Annotated in this window: 12 protein-coding genes and 5 pseudogenes; 2 read left to right on the top strand and 15 right to left on the bottom strand. The window is 47.4% G+C overall.

The genetic code is table 11. The features are described 5' to 3' along the window. Positions 1-9: 9 nt before the first annotated feature. The 13 genes and pseudogenes from JFN88_RS00985 to tnpC form a co-directional block, all read right to left on the bottom strand. Positions 10-2832, bottom strand: coding sequence for a glycoside hydrolase family 9 protein (locus JFN88_RS00985; RefSeq protein WP_199017425.1), 2823 nt, complete (start codon positions 2830-2832; stop codon positions 10-12). Positions 2833-3100: 268 nt separating this feature from the next. Then, positions 3101-4177, bottom strand: coding sequence for a LacI family DNA-binding transcriptional regulator (locus tag JFN88_RS00980; protein WP_199017424.1), 1077 nt, complete (start codon positions 4175-4177; stop codon positions 3101-3103). 28 nt (positions 4178-4205) lie between these two features. Beyond that, the gene (locus JFN88_RS00975) at positions 4206-5198 is read right to left on the bottom strand and encodes a zinc-binding dehydrogenase (RefSeq protein WP_199017423.1); all 993 of its coding nucleotides are present in this window, start codon (positions 5196-5198) and stop codon (positions 4206-4208) included. A 433-nt stretch (positions 5199-5631) separates the two neighbouring features. Continuing rightward, positions 5632-7350, bottom strand: coding sequence for an adenine deaminase (locus JFN88_RS00970; RefSeq protein WP_199017422.1), 1719 nt, complete (start codon positions 7348-7350; stop codon positions 5632-5634). Between the two features lie 27 nt (positions 7351-7377). Then, positions 7378-8439 carry an ABC transporter ATP-binding protein gene (locus JFN88_RS00965; RefSeq protein WP_199017421.1) on the bottom strand — a complete coding sequence of 354 codons (1062 nt, stop codon included), beginning with the start codon at positions 8437-8439 and terminating at the stop codon, positions 7378-7380. Between the two features lie 15 nt (positions 8440-8454). Next, complete coding sequence (locus JFN88_RS00960) at positions 8455-9243, bottom strand: ABC transporter permease (RefSeq protein ID WP_199017420.1); 789 nt, start codon at positions 9241-9243, stop codon at positions 8455-8457. 2 nt (positions 9244-9245) lie between these two features. Further along, complete coding sequence (locus JFN88_RS00955) at positions 9246-10070, bottom strand: ABC transporter permease (RefSeq protein WP_199017419.1); 825 nt, start codon at positions 10068-10070, stop codon at positions 9246-9248. A gap of 26 nt (positions 10071-10096) precedes the next feature. Continuing rightward, positions 10097-11026, bottom strand: coding sequence for a nucleoside hydrolase (locus JFN88_RS00950; protein ID WP_233167313.1), 930 nt, complete (start codon positions 11024-11026; stop codon positions 10097-10099). Between the two features lie 109 nt (positions 11027-11135). Then, a complete protein-coding gene (locus JFN88_RS00945) occupies positions 11136-12215 on the bottom strand; it encodes an ABC transporter substrate-binding protein (RefSeq protein ID WP_199017418.1) in 1080 nt (359 codons plus the stop codon). Between the two features lie 264 nt (positions 12216-12479). Continuing rightward, positions 12480-12827 carry a Na-translocating system protein MpsC family protein gene (locus JFN88_RS00940; protein ID WP_199017417.1) on the bottom strand — a complete coding sequence of 116 codons (348 nt, stop codon included), beginning with the start codon at positions 12825-12827 and terminating at the stop codon, positions 12480-12482. Between the two features lie 332 nt (positions 12828-13159). Continuing rightward, positions 13160-14539 carry a dihydrolipoyl dehydrogenase gene (lpdA, locus tag JFN88_RS00935; protein WP_199017416.1) on the bottom strand — a complete coding sequence of 460 codons (1380 nt, stop codon included), beginning with the start codon at positions 14537-14539 and terminating at the stop codon, positions 13160-13162. Positions 14540-14648: 109 nt separating this feature from the next. Beyond that, positions 14649-14798: pseudogene (locus tag JFN88_RS00930) on the bottom strand (IS5-like element ISSoc13 family transposase); the annotation flags it as partial. 127 nt (positions 14799-14925) lie between these two features. After that, a pseudogene (gene tnpC / locus JFN88_RS00925) lies at positions 14926-15701 on the bottom strand (IS66 family transposase); the annotation flags it as partial. Between the two features lie 8 nt (positions 15702-15709). Here tnpC and JFN88_RS00920 point away from each other — a divergent pair. After that, a pseudogene (locus JFN88_RS00920) lies at positions 15710-15970 on the top strand (transposase); the annotation flags it as partial. A 65-nt stretch (positions 15971-16035) separates the two neighbouring features. Further along, a pseudogene (locus tag JFN88_RS00915) lies at positions 16036-16194 on the top strand (IS3 family transposase); the annotation flags it as partial. A 227-nt stretch (positions 16195-16421) separates the two neighbouring features. Here JFN88_RS00915 and JFN88_RS00910 read toward each other — a convergent pair. After that, positions 16422-16874, bottom strand: coding sequence for a hypothetical protein (locus tag JFN88_RS00910; RefSeq protein ID WP_199017414.1), 453 nt, complete (start codon positions 16872-16874; stop codon positions 16422-16424). A gap of 16 nt (positions 16875-16890) precedes the next feature. Further along, a pseudogene (locus tag JFN88_RS00905) lies at positions 16891-17660 on the bottom strand (hypothetical protein); the annotation flags it as partial.

Genomic DNA, 17660 nt, shown 5'->3' with positions numbered 1-17660 from the left:
AGTCACCGCCTATTTCGATAAAATTTCAATTTTATCCTGAAGGCTTCCATTAGGTACTAAAACAACAATCCAAGGTTTTTTGCTATTCTCTATTACTGCACTATGCTTTGTTGCTTGACCTGGAGTAGCTCTTATTACTGAAACCGCTTCCACATTGCCAGTACGGCATTCAAAGCTCACTTCTTTGTCACCAGTCACTAAAATCTCAATGTGTATCGTTTGACCTTCGATCTCATGCTTCACAGCATAGTTATTGAATTCATTCGTAAGCTCATACTCCGAGCCGTTAACTAGTGTAAGCTCTTTAGACTTATCGTCACAATGGAAGCTGTACGTTCCGCTTGGTAGCTCTAAGCTAAATTCACCAGTTCGAGCAGCTGTTTTTACGCTAAATTCTTTTCCCGTCAGCACGCATACTGCTCTTACATAGGAATCAGCATGCTCGGATAACCAGCCATACACTCTGGACTTTTTGTTGACGTGGCTGGCAAGCAGCAAGTAGCGCACGCTCGGGTGAATCCACATTTCTCGATACACTGCATTGATGCTTTGCGGCCAGTATGGAACGTCTTCATTACGGTAGCTCTGTATTCCAACACATAGCGAGCCAGATAATGGACCAGGCAAGCATACATATTGATCTGCGTAATTGTAGCCTTCACCTAGCATTAACGATTGCCCGAATGGATTTCTTCCTACAATCCATTCCAGCTGTCTATGGGCAAGCTGTTCAAGCTCATAGTCATTGCGAATGCTTGCACCATAGGCTAGAGCATTACCACTGCCAAGCACTAGCCCGCTATTTCCACGATAGCTGAACCATATCGGGAACCTTCTTAAATAGTAGCCTTTTCCAAGATTAAGACCGTTACGAACCTGCTCTTTGTATTCGTCAAGCATGCCTGGATGTGCAAATGCCTGCTGGTTCAAGAAAAGCGCAGCGTCCTTCTCTGCTTCATCCTCATGATAGATCGAAGCTGGACTCATCTCATATGGAGATGTAATTCCAATAGACTGCTTGCAGTATTCTGTATATCGTACAATGGAGTGATACCAACGTACCCAGCTCGGATGATCAGGAAGCAGCTGACACAATAAGCTCAATGCCATAATTGGTTCATATTCATGTGAGCGGTGATTGTAATGCTGAATCTGGTCCCTCTTCTCATCACGGTAGAAGAAACCTGTCATTGGAATGTCCCAATCAGGAATATCCTGCTGTTGACATGCCATCACTCTCTCTGCAATTTCTATGGCTTTATTCAGATAGAACTCATCACCATCAACTTGATAAATGTGACAGGCTGCCAGCATACCTACGCTGTACAGCAGAATTGGCGAAGATACACGCGCTGGGTCCATCGCCTCCGTATATTCCTCGAAATCGAGCTTTTCGTACGCAAAGCCCCAGTCCTCTTTAGCAACCTGCTTTAAATATCTGCTTTGCTCTGAATCAATATCCTGCAATACCTCTGCCGCTAACGCTTCAGCAGCCGAGGCCATGAAGTTTTCAATAGCGAGGTTTTGTGCTTCGCTATTCATTTGATCGCAGCTTCCAATAATATTCCCTGTCCAAACGGAACCGCCGCTACCCATTGTGCGGTAGCCATCACCAAAGCGAGTGCGGAGCATCCAATCAAGCCCCCACTTTCCTTCATCAATCAGCCTTTGGAATAGTTCGGCATTATGCTTTTGATTAATCGCTGCTTGGAAAAAGGAATACACACCTTCGGCTGTATTGGTCAAGTTCTGTGACATATCTGCTGCATCGTGCCATCCGCCATTTGCTACAACACTCTTGTCGCCATGATGACTAAGTACATTGCCATGACAGTACTTATGTACACCTGGAACCTCATAGCCGCAGCGTTCAGCAAAAAACAGATTGATTGTCTTCCAAATTGAGTTTTCCCAAACAGTGTCCGCAATGGGGAAGGTACGTGTAACGGTGTCGCCACACACGATTAAATAATTCCCTTCTTCCCTTACCGCTGAGAAGTCCAATATTGCAAATTTGCCCTGCTCATTCTGAATTTGCTCTACTTCACTTTCAAGCACAACCTTGCCCGTGATAGCGTTTACTATTTTGAAGCGCTGTGATAGCCCGTAGTGCGCGATTGCTCTTTTGATCGCACCGGGTTGATACCCCGTTCCGCAAAAGATTATTTCATTTTGTTCAGGCTCCCAACCTAGCCATTTTGCCGTCTTTTCAAGCGTCTCCAATCTCATGTCTGAGAAGTAAAAGGTTGCATGATCAACAGCTTCTCTTTCATTTCCGACCATATCGTAGCCAATTTTTAAGGCCGTAATTTTATCTCTAGATACATTTGGAATCTCAACACTTACATGATTCCATTCATGATTTTTCAGGTTAATATTGTGGCATCCCTCTCGTTCATATCGATCAGGAACTGGCTCAACACCTTCATTAACTAACTGAATGTGCAGGCTTACAAATTTAAAGCCCGGCATCTCTGGACGAATACTTAAGGAAATTCGGTCATAATTCGTCCAATCCTCATGATTTATAATTCGAGTCAGATAAGGCGTGTAGTAAATTCGTGCGTAACTGCCTGGCCAATGATCTAACCTTGTAGGAGAAACGAGTTTAATGCTTGAATGACCATCTAAGGGGTAATCAGAACTTAAAGACATTTGTGCTAACGAATCGACTGTCCAGTTATCGAGACTATTGCAAGCATCTAGTACTCTAGAGGCCAATACAGCGGTATCTTTAATCGTTTTCTCGAAGTATTCCTCTTCATCTATAAGTAACGGTTGGCGAATCATGCCACTCTCTTCCAGCTGCTTGTAGAATACGCTATTCTGCATAGGACATTATCTCCTGTCAATATCAAAGTAACTAACATGTAGTGGTGTGTAACGATATACATCATTTATACATAGAATATATCAAAACCCTTTGATATCGTCAACTAGTAACCGCTTACTTTTTAAAAAGTTAGAAATTATTAAGATATTCTGATTAATTTCGTGTAAAATAGACGAAAAAAAGCAGCGACAAGGCTGTGTCACCACTGTTTTTTCGTCATTATATTAAGATATCGTCAAAAATGTGTATCGTTTTATGTCTACATGATTATTTTTTGCTTTTACAACTATCCCTAACAATTAAATCTGTTTTAAGAACAATTCGCTCCTCTGGTCTCTCGGGATTGTTCACCTTTTGAATTAGACGCTTAATCCCAATGTAGCCAAGATCATAGAGCGGCTGTCTCATTGTCGTTATTTTATGGTTTGTCGCACCATAATCTCTAGGGTCCTCATCATCAAAGCCAACGATTGAAATATCATCAGGAACAGACAATCCCGCCTCCTCCAGTGCCTGCATCGCACCAAAGGCACTAATGTCTGTTGCAAAAAAAATCGCGTCAGGCAAATTGCCCCCGTCAATTAGTTTTTTCATCTCTCTGTACCCCGCAGAGTAGTAAGAGCGATCTCCTCGGAGATAACGATCATCCTTTACGGCGAGTTCCATTGAATCAAAGGATGGGTGAATAATCAGATCACTTGAGATTGGTATTTGATAATCTTGCAGTGCGCGTATATAACCATTCATCCGCTCTAGCGTAATTTTCAAGTTCATATTTCCGGCCATATGCGCAATACGTTTATGCCCTTGCTTAATCAAGTGCTCTGTTGCTCGAAAGGCGCCGTCTACATTATCAATTACAACTTTATCGACAGGTATCCCCTCAACATCGTTCTCGATGAGCAGAAATGGAAATGTTGATTGTGCAAGTTCGGATATCAACGTATCATCCGACGTTAAACTACCATAGATAATAATGCCATCGACTCTTCCCTGCGTCAGAAAATTAATATGACGTCTCTTTTTTTCCGCATCACCATTGGAAGAGCAAAACATCACATTGTATTTATTTTCCTTATCAAAATCCTCAGCGCCTTGCTCAAGCCCCGATATTAATCTTGCTGCGAAGGGAGCACATAAATTATCAAGCACTATCCCGATGCTTTGCGTTTTTTGCAATACTAAAGAGCGAGCTATTCCATTAGGACGATAATTCAACTCTTTAATAGCATTTCGAATTCGCTCCTTTGATGATGGACTAACGCCGGAACGCTGATTCAAATATCTGGAAACCAGTGTAGTCGATAGTCCTGCACGCTCTGCTACATCCTTAATTGTTGCCATTGAAACAACTCCTACAACAAAATTTCAATTATGCCTGAAGTGCTCTCCAATCATAAATAATGCATGTTTTGGCGGTCGTTTTATTAATAATGGATTGGTAAGCAGCATCACAGTCACGAGGAGATTTCACCTCATAGATATCGTTAACCTTCAGATCGCCATCTTTAATTAGCTGCATACATACTGCAAAGTTACCATAATTGCTGCTAGGGAAAAACTCTGTCGGATGCTTCGGAATACTCCATTCCCATCCAGAAGTGATGGTTACGAACCCATAAAAAATCTTTTGCAGAAGCTCATGAGCAAACGTATCTGTCCCTCTATACCAAGGAACACCTACCAAGGCCAGCTCGCCGCCTTTGCGCAGAACTTCCACACTATCCAATATCGCTTGCTCAGCACCAGAGCATTCGACAGCAAAACCGATACGCCCCTTAACAGGAACATTCTCAATGTTTTCATACACATGGCGCAGCCCGCAATCAATTGCAGTTTGTCTTCTGCCTTCACCTGGATCAACAGCGTAGACTGCATAACCAAAATGTTGCAGCAGCTGTGCACACATTAAGCCAACCACTCCTAAACCGGTTACAAGAACAGGCTCAATGGGGCGAATTTGAGTTTTTAATATGCTTGTCATGGAAACGGCAGGGAAACGACAAAGCACTGCCTCCTCAGGCGCCATCCCCTCAAGCATAGGCACTGTATCACTTTCATCTACAATATTATAGAGTGAATGTGGAGCTGATGCGAACACCTTGTCCCCAACGGATACCGCAGTAACGTGATCGCCTACTTCCAGTACCTCCAAAATCGCTGCATAGCCTGTTTCCATAGGGTACTGTTCTGGCTTAAAATCTGCCATATATCCGCCAGCTTCAGATCCCGAGGATATTAATGAAACAATGGTTTTACCTAAAATTTTTGTTCCCTCTAGTTTACCATATTGCAATTCCTTAGTTAATAGCTCAGCTTTGCCTTTCGATACAAATTTTACACATTGATTACTAATGGTGTTCATAGCAGCACTCCCTGGTATGAAAGTTCGTTATTATAACGCATGTACTACACTTTAAAAAATTGTTAAAACCATCAAGGATCGCAGCTATAAGGTAAAGCACGATGTGAATGTGTATCGTTACACATTCACATTAACATAAAAAAAACAACTGCGTCAAGGTTATAATTCCCTAAAACTTGATCCGTTGAGAGCTGTGTTTCGTAATACAAACTAAATGTTTGGCAGCGCTTTCGGAAAGGGAGCCTCTCATGATCGTATTTTTTAGAAATCATATAAACATAGCCGGCTAACTCTTCTAATTGCACAAAAACACCGCCCCAATCGGGACGGTGTTCTATTTGCTTTTCACTACCGCAATTCAAGAAATCCGGGAACAACAGCGATCGGAAGAACCTTTCACACGGAGGCTCTGCTCCACTTACATTCGTTCAACCTAACTACTCGTTTCCACCAGCAGCGGAATAACTTTCCCTTTGTTCACATCAATCAGGCCGTAGTCGGTAATTTTGAGCGCCGGGCTGACTGGCAGGGAGTGCGTGCTGATCGACATAATCGGGTTATAGTGGCGGTAGCCAAGCGATTTCATTGCGCTGATCAGACGGTCAACTTCCTCAGCCATCTTCTCCAGCGGCTCTTCGGTCAGAATACCGCCCACCGGCAGATGCAGGCTCGCAAGCACCTCGCCATTCTCTACAACGCAGAAGCCGCCCTGCCGGGATATGACTTCATTGGCCGCCAGCAGCATGTCCGGCAAATTATGGCCAACAACGAGCAGATTGTGATTATCGTGGGAATACGTTGTCGCGACAGCTCCCCGCTTGATCGTATCGCCCCCGATGAGGCCGTAAGCGCGGCTGCCGCCCTTCCCGTAACGCTCGAATGTTGCAATAAGGCCATAACCGCTCTCCTGCCACATGAGCTGCCCATCCCGTACCTCAACCTCGGTCCGATGCTCCTCAACAAATGTGGAGCCGTCCTTGACCATCATGACGCGTGCAGTGTATCGGCCGTCCTCTTCTCCTGCCGATACATGAAATTCAGCCTCAGTCAATTTCTCCAGCTTAACGCTCTCATAGAAATGCGCCGGAAAGGCACGCTCCGCCTTCTTCGGCTCATAGGACTCCGCTGCGTCATAGACCTTGCGGCCTTCCTTATACACCTGGCCGATAGTCAATTCGTTCAGATCGGTCAGCAGAACGAAGTCGGCAATCTTGCCTGGCGCAATCGCCCCTCGGTCATGCATTCGCATCCGCTTGGCCGGCGTAAACGTACTGGCATAGATCGCTTGTTCCGGCGACATGCCCATACGGATCGCTTTGCGCACGATATGGTTCAGATGGCCGCGACGCTGGAACGAATCCGGCATTACGTCGTCGGTTACGAAGCAGTAATGCTCGGAAACGCCGTGACGGATCAGGTATTCCATAACTTCCGGGGTCATGGATTTCTCCTGAATTTCGATGAACATGCCTGCGCCAATCCGCGCTTCCATCCCCTCAATCGTCTGATGCGTATGGTCGGAATCGACGCCGCTATAGATCATCTTGTGCAAATCCAGATCCAGCAGCTTCGGCACATGACCTTCAATAATAAGCTGCGGATAGTTATCGCGAATATGCTTCAGAATTTTATTGGTCTTGCATTCCGGGTCCGTGATGACATCGACATAGTTCATAATCTCGCCAAGGCAGATGATGCGCTCTGTGCGCAGCAGCTCATCCATATCCTCGATCTCGATTGAACCGCCGGTTGTCTCCATCGATGTTGCAGGCACCGAGCTTGGAATCGCGTAGAACATATCGGCCACGCAATTCCGGCTCGCCTTGATCATCTCCGTTACGCCTTCAAGTCCGAACACGTTGGCCATCTCATGCGGCTCCGGCACAATCGTGGTGACGCCATTCTTGATGAGCGCATGAGAGAACGCTTCGGGCGTAATCATTGAGCTTTCGATATGAAGATGAATATCAATCAGGCCGGGAATCATGTAGCGGCCTTGACCATCAATGACTTCGCCTGCTTCGAAGCTTTCCTGCCCCCGCTGCCCGATATAAATAAATTTGCCGTCCAGCACAGCCGTATTGCCTGGCTCAAACCGCTTAAAGTAGCTATTATAGATTCGGACATTTTCAATTAATACATCCACGCGCATGCTGTCTGCACCTCCAAGTAACTTAGGCTACTCCACCAAAATCAGTTTCTCTACGGGAAAGAGCACGCGAACCTCTTGGCCGCTGACATAAGGCTGTTCCATCTCTTTGTTAACCGTGAAATCGCCGAGCTCCGTTTCCACCACATACTGGTAGCTGCGTCCGAGGAAGGTGCTTACCTTCACCCGTCCCGGCAGTACATTCGCGCCCAGATCAATATCATCCGAAGTTCCGAGCTTCAGGTCATCCGGGCGAATGGCGCCTTTCAATCCTTGTTGCGCTCCGCGTCCCTCGCCCTGAATCGCCAGGAAGGAATGTCCGCCTGCTTGAAGCTGAATCTCACGGCCATCCTCTTGTCTATTGTCGAAGGAGATGAAGTTGTTAAAACCGATAAAGCGCGCAACGAACTCTGTCTTCGGATATTTGAAAATAGTAGACGGCGCATCAAGCTGCTCGATAATCCCCTTGTTCATAATCGCGACCTGATCGGAGATGGAGAAACACTCCTCCTGGTCATGGGATACATATACCGTCGTAATGCCAAGCTCTTGCTGAATGCGACGGATTTCAACCCGCATATTCACGCGCAGATTGGCATCGAGGTTGCTGAGCGGCTCGTCAAACAGCAGCAGATCCGGCTCAATAACAAGCGCCCGCGCAATGGCGACACGCTGTCTCTGCCCGCCGGATAGCTCCTTTGGAAATCTCTGCTCAAAGCCGATCAGGTTGGCAACCTCCAGCATTTTGCGGACGCGGCGATCGATATCCGCCTTGCTCACTTTGCGCAAACGGAGTCCGAATGCCACGTTATCATACACAGACAGGTGTGGGAACAACGCATAGCTCTGAAATACAAAGCCGAAGTTGCGTTTGTTAACCGGCACACGCGTATAATCCTTGCCGTTCAGGGTGAAACGGCCGTCCTTGGCTTCCAGGAAGCCAGCGATCAGGCGCAGAGTTGTCGTCTTGCCGCAGCCGCTCGGTCCGAGCAGCGAGATGAGGCTTCCTTTTTCGACGGACAGGTTAAAATCTTTCAAAATATATTGCTGGTCATAGGCGACAGCTATATTTTCCAGGGTTAGCATGGCCATGGATGCACGCCTCCATTATCGTTTGGTAAAGTAGGACAATCCCATCAGACGCTCGATCAGGAACATCAGCGCCGCCGTGAAAAGCATCAGCAGTACAGAGATCGCAGCGATCGTCGGGTCAAAGTTGTTTTCGACATAAAGCAGCATTTGAATCGGGAAGGTGCTGATTCCAGGGCCGGTCATGAAGACGGAAATATCTACATTGTTAAAGGACTCCAGGAATGCAATCAGCACAGCGGCGATAATACCCGACTTGATATTTGGCAGTACTACGGTAAAAAATGTCTTCAGTCTGCCAGCTCCAAGGCTAAGCGAGGCCTCTTCCACTGCAAAATCGAAATTTGCCAGGCTGGAGGCGATAACCCGGATAATAAACGGCAGCATGATGACCGTATGACCGAGCAGCAGCGCCGTATAGACCGGCAGGTTGTATGTGATAATGACGTACTTGAGCATGGTAAAACCAAGTACAATGCCAGGAATCAGAACCGGCGAAATAAAGATCGCATTCAGCGCGCTTTTGCCCCGAAACTGAAAGCGGCTAAGCGCATAAGCGGCAGGCAAGCCCAGCAGCAGCGCAAGCAGATTGCCCGCCAGCGATACAAACATGGAGGTGACAAACGATGTCTTGAACATCGAAACTTCAAAAATATTCTGATACCACTTGAGCGAGAAACCCTGAGGCGGAAATTTCAGCGCGCTCCCCGGCTCAAACGAGGCAACCGCGATAATAATGAGCGGTCCAAGCAGGAACAGATAGATAAGAAGTGTAAACAGGCCGAGCCCGCGATTCTTCTCTTTCATGTTTACGACCCCTTCGGATTTAATTTAGTGGCCAGCTTGTTCATCAGCGCAATGATGATGAAGGTGATGAACATCATAATTGTGGCGATAACCGAAGCCAGATACCAGTCATTCAGCGTAATCGCATTCTGGTACAGGAATGTTGAGATGACTCGCTGTTTGCCTCCGAGAAGCGCAGGCGTCGTATAGGCCGTCAAACTGCCGACAAATACGAGGATGCCCCCGATAATAAGTCCTGGCACGCTAAGCGGGATAATAATTTTGCAAAATGCGCTGAAGCGGCTTGCGCCAAGACTTTCCGCGGCCTTTACCAGATCGGAGTCAATATTCTCCATAACGCCAACGAGCGTAATGATGATTAGCGGCAGGAATAAATGGATCAGACCGATAATCATGGCTGTCGGCGTATACAGAATGTTCAGCGGCTCCTGAATGATGCCGAGGGAGAGCAGCGTATTGTTAAGCAGTCCCTTTTTCCCCAGAATGATCGTCCAGCTAAAGGAACGGACTACGGAGCTGGTCAGCAGCGGGAAAATCGCCAGCGCCAGCAGCAGTCCCTTTCTCCGCGGGCTTTGCCGGGAAATATAGTAAGCGGTTGGAAACCCGAGTACCATGCACAACAGCGTCGTGATGATGCTGACACGCAATGTTGTCCATACAATTTTAAGGAAATACGGGTCTTTAAAAAAAAGAATATAGCCTTCAACTGTGAATCGGCTCTCATGGTAAAAGGTCGAACCTACCGTCAGGAGTATCGGTATCACCATGAAAGCAGCCAGGAATACCAGTCCGGGCAGAAGCAGCAAGGCCAAGTAGGATTTCTTCATGTCACTGTCTCCTGTTCATTAGTTCGCTAGCCGCGCAGGACGCGGATGAAATGGTTGATGAATTCGTCCGCCGCTACCTCCAGGCAGACATGTACATTTGGCTTGACGGCCAGCCGGTTCTGAAAGTCACACACGGTCTGTCCATCACACAGCTCGCTGCGTGTCTCTATATCTACATAATAGTGTCCGGTTTTAACCAGATCGGGATTTATCGCCACGGCTACTGCGAGCGGATCATGCATGGCACATGCTTTCACACCGTTTCGCTCCTGATAGCGCTTCATGTAATCCGCTGTGCTAGCCCGTACATAGCGGGCGATTTCCGAATCTCCCATAGCGTTGATATGCTCCTCGCTGAGCAGCGCCTTGCGGGTGACATCAAGACCAACAAGCGTGAGCGAAGCAAATCCGGCCCAGAACACATGCTTGGCCGCCTCCGGGTCGACGTACATATTGTACTCCGCTGTCGGCGTCACATTGCCGAAGCTCTGGACGACACCGCCCATCACGACGACCTCCTTGACCTGCTGAACCAGCTCCGGGTATTTGAGTATGGCCAGCGCCAGATTCGTCAGCGGTCCGGTCATGATCAGGGTGATTTCTCCATGGTGCTCGCGAATCTGCTCGATAATAAAATCCACCGCATATCCTTCTTCCGGCTGCTTGCGCTGCGTCATGTCGTCTAGCGCCCCGCCCAGACCGTCCTTGCCGTGAACGCGATGCTCAAAATAGGTGCTGCGGATCATCGGCTTTCCGGCTCCCTGGACAACAGGAATATGCTCCGCTCCGGCCAGTTGCAAAATTTTGCACGTATTGGCCGTCGCCTGCTCCATAGATACATTGCCGTTAACCGTCGTGATACCGAGAATATCCAGCTCTCCGCTGCGGATGGCAAGCAGCAGTCCGAGCGCGTCATCTACCCCCGTATCTACATCGATAATGACTTTCTTGTTCAACTTTTTGACCCTCCCTATAATCGAAATAAAACAAGGGTACATGCGCGACATATACCCTTGCTAATCGTAAACGGCTCCTTTTAATATTCACCGTTCATAAGGCTTCATCTTATTGGGTTACTTCACGGTTAAAACGGTCGATCCAGTTTTTAAGGTTCTCGTTAACAAACTTCATGTCCAGCTTGATCAGCTTCAGAATGGTGTCGGCACCGTACGTAATGCCTTCGGCCTCTTCTGCGCTCAGGCTTACCTTCATATTGACTGGAGAGTCGATTTTCGCTTTGGCAGCTTTCTCCTGGAACTCCTGGCTCAAATGCCAGTTGATGAAATCCTCAGCCAATTCCTTGTTTTTGCTGCCTTTGATGATATTGACGGTATTCATGATTGCATAAGCGCCTTCCGTCGGTGTCACAAACTTCGTGCCGGGAACAGCGGTCTTCAAATCTTTGACATACATCTCCATGATCGGCCCTGCAGCAATCTCTCCCTGCGTAAACATGTTCACATAGTCGGAAGTTTGATTGTAATATTTCACAACGCCAGGGTTCAGCTCTTTCAGCTTCGCCATCGCCTGATCTTCGTTAAACTCTGTATTGCCGGCTGCGCGGGAAGCGGCATCCAGAATCATCGGACCGCTTGTCGCCGTAATGTTCGGAATCGTCAGCTTCTTGGACAGCTCAGGGCTCCATAAATCGCTCCACGATTTGATTTCCTTGCCGCCTGTCTCCTCCGGATTATAGGCAATACCGAGTTGGCCGACCGTATACGCCGGACCAAAGTCCTCGCCAAGCGGAGCCTGAGCGACTTCATAAATATCCTTGAGGTTCGGAATACGGCTGCGGTCGATTTTCTCGAACAATCCGGCTTCAATACCTTGCTGTGCATAGTAATCGGACAAATAAATCAGGTCCACGGGGGAACTGCCAGTTTTCACTTTGTTCAAACGGTCCGCGTTATTGCCGGCCTCGACAACAATTTTCACATTATGCTCCTGCTCAAATGGCTCGTACAGCTCTTTGTTAAAGAAGTCAGCGGAGAATCCCCAGGTTGAAATGACAAGCTTCGTCGCTTCACCCTTCGGCGCGTTGTCCGCCCCTCCTGTATTTTCCGGTTTTGCCGCATTGCCGCAACCGGCAAGCACTACTCCGAGAATCGTTAATGATGCCAACCCTTGTACCCACTTTTTCATCTTGTAAGTCCTCCCTTAATGTACATGCTCTATGTGGTCAATCTTAACCCCCAGTTGCTCTGCGATACTCGTAGTATTCGTACGCATCTGCCCAAACCATACACTTACCCCAATGTCTTCCAATAAAAAAACGAAAAGCACACTTGTGTAGAAAAAATTCTTCTAACAAGAGCACTTTTCGTTGTAAACAACGCAAAGAGACATCTGCCTCGCTTAATCTGGTTCCCTCTTAAGATAAATCAAAAGAGCGACGCCAACGCTTGTTTATTCAATTTCATGAAGAATTACATTCGTAATGGCCCGTTGCGTCGGCGGGTCATAATCCCTGAGCACGACCTCAACAGATAATCCCAGCTCTTGCTCCAGGCGTTCGCGAATCTTCCGCTTGTAAATGACAGACATATGATAATCCACTTCATACTTCAGCGCAGGAGCCTCGTCCTCCAGAGCATTGGAGCGCGGCGACCGGCGGTGCTTGGCATGAATCGTAATAACCGATTGATCGATGGACACCTTCAGCATTGTCGTTCCTACCCCGAACAGCTCTTTGGCGATCTCGTTGTAGATGTGACTAAGTTTCTTCCTGTTCTCGTTGGAATCGACCAAGGTCATGTGAGGGAATCACCTACTGCTATAGAATAAACCGAATGTAAAATCTAGTATTCATAATACATAAGAATATTGAATAAATCAAGTTAAACACCAAAAATATATGACCCGATTTATGGCTCAACCTTAAAATCAGTGCTTGACAAACAGGAGAGAGCAGCGAAGGGGCAGAGGAATTCTGGAGAAACGAACGTGGTCGCCTTTAAGGCCCGATTCCCCCTGCAAACTTCCATGAAATCAAGGAATCGGGCTTTAACAGCGATCGGAAGAATCCTCTGCCACGCAGCGCCCCCTCCACCTAGTGGTCAAGCACTAATTCTGGTTTTGAGCCCGATTTATTTCTTAATTTTTTTAACGGCGTTGCCAGCGGCCTCCATAATTACTTCTCCTAAAGTAGGGTGTGGATGGATGGTCATCGCCAAATCCTCAACATTCGCCCCCATCTCAATGGCCAGAGCAAGCTCTGAGATGAGAGACGACGCCTCCGCGCCCACGATTTGCGCACCTCGTATGATCCCGGAATTCGGATCAGCTATCACTTTGACAAATCCATCCGTCGCTTTCAGCGCCAATGCTCTGCCGTTAATTCCGAATGAAGACTTTCCGATAACAACGGGTATCCCTTTGGCCTTGCACTCTGTTTCACTGAGCCCAACACTGGCTAATTCCGGGTCGGAAAAAACGACTAGCGGCATCGCTCTATAGTCAAGGGCGGAAGCTTCGCCCGCAATCGTTTCAGCCGCCACCCTTGCTTCATAAGACGCTTTATGAGCCAAAGCCGGACCGCTCGCAATATCTCCAATTGCAAAAATATGCGGAATGGCCGTTCTGCATTGCTTATCTGTTTCAATTAACCCTCTGTCGGTTGTCTTCAAGCCAATACGATCCAGCCCCAGGCTTCCGTCTGTGTTCGGCGTTCTGCCAACCGTTACTAATGCATACTCCGCAGTAATCGATTGGTGCTCTCCATGTCTCATATAGTAAAGAGTTAGATCATCTGCCCCCTGCTCTGCTTTGGCTGCTGCAGCTTCTGTTATCATTTCAATTCCTTCAGCCTTCATCTGCTTGATGACAGGAGCGACAAGGTCGGCCTCAAATCCTGGCAAAATTTGTGGACCTCCCTCCAGAATCGTGACTTTGCTGCCAAATTTGGCATACATTTGTCCAAGCTCAACCCCAATATAACCGCCGCCGACCACAACCAGACTTTTTGGAACCCCCGCAAGCGACAACACCCCGGTTGAAGAGAGTATGCGATTTCCGAATGGCAATGCCCGAAGCTCGATCGGGCGAGAACCGTTAGCCAGTATGGCATGCCTGAACGAAACAATTTCCTCTGCTCCTGACTTCTTGACAACAACCGTATGGTCATCAAGAAAGCTTGCTTCCCCTTCCAAAATTTCAACCCCGGCATTCTTTAGCAGAAACAGAACCCCGTTGACCTGTTTGTTTACAACCGCCTGTTTAAAATTCTGTGCATCTGTAAAGGATGCTGAACTCGCAATACGTTTCAATTGTCTGTCCGTTTCATAGCGGTGAGCTTCTGCGATTAGTGCTTTGGAGGGGATACATCCCACATTCGTGCACACCCCGCCAATCTGGCCGCGCTCTACAATAACTGTCTTCATACCGAGCTGCGCCGATTTGACTGCCGCTGCATAACCTCCCGGACCTGAGCCAATAACCAACGTATCGATCTGATTAAACTTGCTCATTCATATGCGCCTCCAATTTTAAAATATGATAATCATAATATATTATAATCATAATATTTTAGATGCGTCAACGTCACTAGGGCGTGTCTGAAAACTCCTCTTAATGGAGTTACTTCAACAAAACCATGGCAGAAGCCAAGAAGGCGAAGCTCAGAACGTTTCGAGAAAGCTTATCATAGCGTGTTGCGATCCCGCGGAATTGTTTGAGTTTGTTGAAGAAACATTCTACAATATGCCGTTCTTTATAGTGATAAAAGTCGCAAAGCGTTACGCCGGAGAGAACTTCAATCGCTACGGTGCAATCATGGATATTTCCAGGTGTTAAAAATGTTAGCGTCAAATAGCCCCCACCTAGCGGCGGGAGCAGACTTTCGGCTATGCTGGTGTTAGCTTTTCTTTATCCGACAATGAGCCGGAAGCGAATCGGACCAAGCCAGGAAAGATTCGAGCGCTTCGGCATCAAGCGGAGTGGCTAGCTGCGGCAACTGTTCAAAAAGAGACTGCAGGTAGTGGAACGGAAGGAGTCCTTCCTCCTTTGCCGTCTCAATTACGCTGTAGATCGTCGCGCTAGCTTTGGCGCCGCGTGGCGTGTTGGCGAACAACCAATTTTACGCCCGATCACAAACGGCTTGATTGACCGTTCGCTGCGGTTGTTGTCAAGTTCCAGTCGACCGTCTTCCGAAAATGCCGTCAGCTTCTCTCATTGATTGAGGCTGTACGTGATCGCTTCACCCGCCTTGCTCTTCGGGATCGTCCGAGAGAGTTGCTGCTTGAGTCACTTTCCATACGCCTCCACCACCGGTTGGCTGTGGGCGGTGCGTGCTGCTTTGCGTTCCTCTGGCGTAGCCTCCGTCCAGCCGCGCTCAAGCGCAAACAGCTTGTTGCAGAAGGCAAGCCCTTGCACCGCAACCGACTCCGGGTTGTGTAGGGCTTCCGGCGGCGCTGCTCGCTGCGCTTCGTCAAATTTCCGGCACGCATGCGCCCAGCAGCCGACGAGCTTCACCTTGGCCACTTTGTGGTAACCGGCATAGCCGTCCACATGTAAGTATCCGCCATACCCCGCCAGAAAGTTTCGCGGATGTTCGCCGCCCCGCGTCTGTTGGTACTCGTACAATACAGCAGGCGCAACACCGCGCCCGGTGCGGTACAGCCACAAATACGATTTTGCTTATGCCGACGTTCTTTATGTATCCGCCGGAGCTGCGCAAGCTGATCTATACGACGAATATGATCGAGGGCTATCACCGGCAATTGCACAAGGTGACGAAAGGAAAAAGCATTTTTCCCCATAACGAATCGCTACTCAAGATGCTGTACCTGGCTACCATGGATAGCGTGTATAAATGGACAGGCCACGTTCAAAACTGGGGACAAATGCTGTTACAGTTGTCCGTTTTCTTCCCCGATCGCGTTGGTCAGTACCTGGAGTAGGGGGCGGAGTTCGCCCTCCACCGTAAACACCCTTTACATTCGTTTACACATAATTCTTGACAGACCCTATGGAATCCTTTTGGGGAAAGCTCAAAATGGAATGGCTCAATGATTACAACTTTAAGACCCGGAAAGAGGCTAGGAAGGCCGTATTTGAATACATTGAGCTATTCTACAACCGACGGAGAACGCACTCCGCCAATCAATATGTCCCGCCATTCTAAGATAAATCACTTGGATGACGTTAGGATAATGGGTATGCTGGGGTCTTTCTTGGTGTCTATTATTTCGATGCAAGGTCACTTTACCTGTTTATGTGTTGAATGGGTTTGTGGAGGGGAATACCTGCATCTCGTGTTTCCGCTTTGCGAAGGTAAACAGTTAGTTCCTCCGCCTCCACCAAAGAGAAAACCTTGAAGGCCGAAGCCAATCAAGGTTAAGGTCTTGCTAATTATAAATTAATTGCTAGAATCAAATTATCGGCTACTTCTTTAAAGCTCCATTTGGAAAGCACAAAAAGTCCTCCATAAAGCTGGTCTATTTGAACCGACTTGCTAATAATTGTGTCTTCCTCGATGTTTTCAGAAGCACAAGATATGATAATTAACTTCAAAGATTCAATATTCATCTTACTACAAAAATCAATGATTTCTTTCTTAAGATTGACCAGTTCGATTGGCGGATTTTCTTCTTCCTTCCAATCTTCGAATACACCTATAAACTCTTGGTCAAATAGCTCGATTACGTTTTCCTCAAGGAATGGACTCAAGTACGTTAGCTTCTTTTTTGCTATTTCTTCTTTTAGTAAAACTTTCATTCCAAATGGAGCTACTTTGTTCTTTAATTCTGCTTCATCACAACTAAAAGTAAGGAACTGGGAGCAATCAAAAATCACATAAGACATGATACACCTCTCTCGATTAAGGCCTATACTTCCCATTATTAAGATTATCATAAAGTTGACTAATATCTTTCTTAGTTGGAGATGCTACTCCTCCATTTTTTGTTTTACTTCCAACAGAACCTCTTACGTTTCCTGAACGGTCAACATTCCTTTGAGGTTGATGAACATGAGGGGATAGATTAGCGTGCGAATCGCTACCATATCTTTTAAATTGCCCCCCTGATTGACCTACATTGTTGAATCCTGACGATTTCGTATATAATTTTGTTTCTTTATCTATTGGAACATTCTTTTTTACATATCCTTCGAGATTACGCTCACCAGCTTGAGGCTTATACCCTCTAGTTTCGAGACCTTTTCCCGTCCCCGTCCCCCCACTACCACCAGAAGACACCTTAAGCTTATTGGTCGCCTTGCCTGCTCCATAAGTACCCACGCTCTGCACGCTACTCATCAGTGCTTGCTTTTGATTGACCTTACCCGTTGTAATGTATTGCTCTGCAGCACTGCTAGCATACCCAGCTCCGGCACGCACCCCCATATTTGCAACAAGGGAGGCTCCGCCAGTTAATCCGGCAGTCAATCCTGTTATCGCGCCTGCGGCAGCGGCCCCCGCATATTTCTTCCAATTGCTCTTGGATAGCTGACCTTTCGCAGCATCCCTCGCCATTTCAATGCCGGCTCCAATAGCGGCTCCTGCCGCTGCTCCTACTGCCGCAGCAACAAAATTGAAGAAGTGTCCGGTAGGGTCATCATACATCACGGGTTCATTTTTGACGTAAGCAT

It is taken from the genome of Paenibacillus roseus (genome assembly GCF_016424485.1).
GTDB lineage: Bacteria > Bacillota > Bacilli > Paenibacillales > Paenibacillaceae > Paenibacillus_D > Paenibacillus_D roseus.
This window is presented reverse-complemented; position numbering and strand designations above follow the sequence as displayed.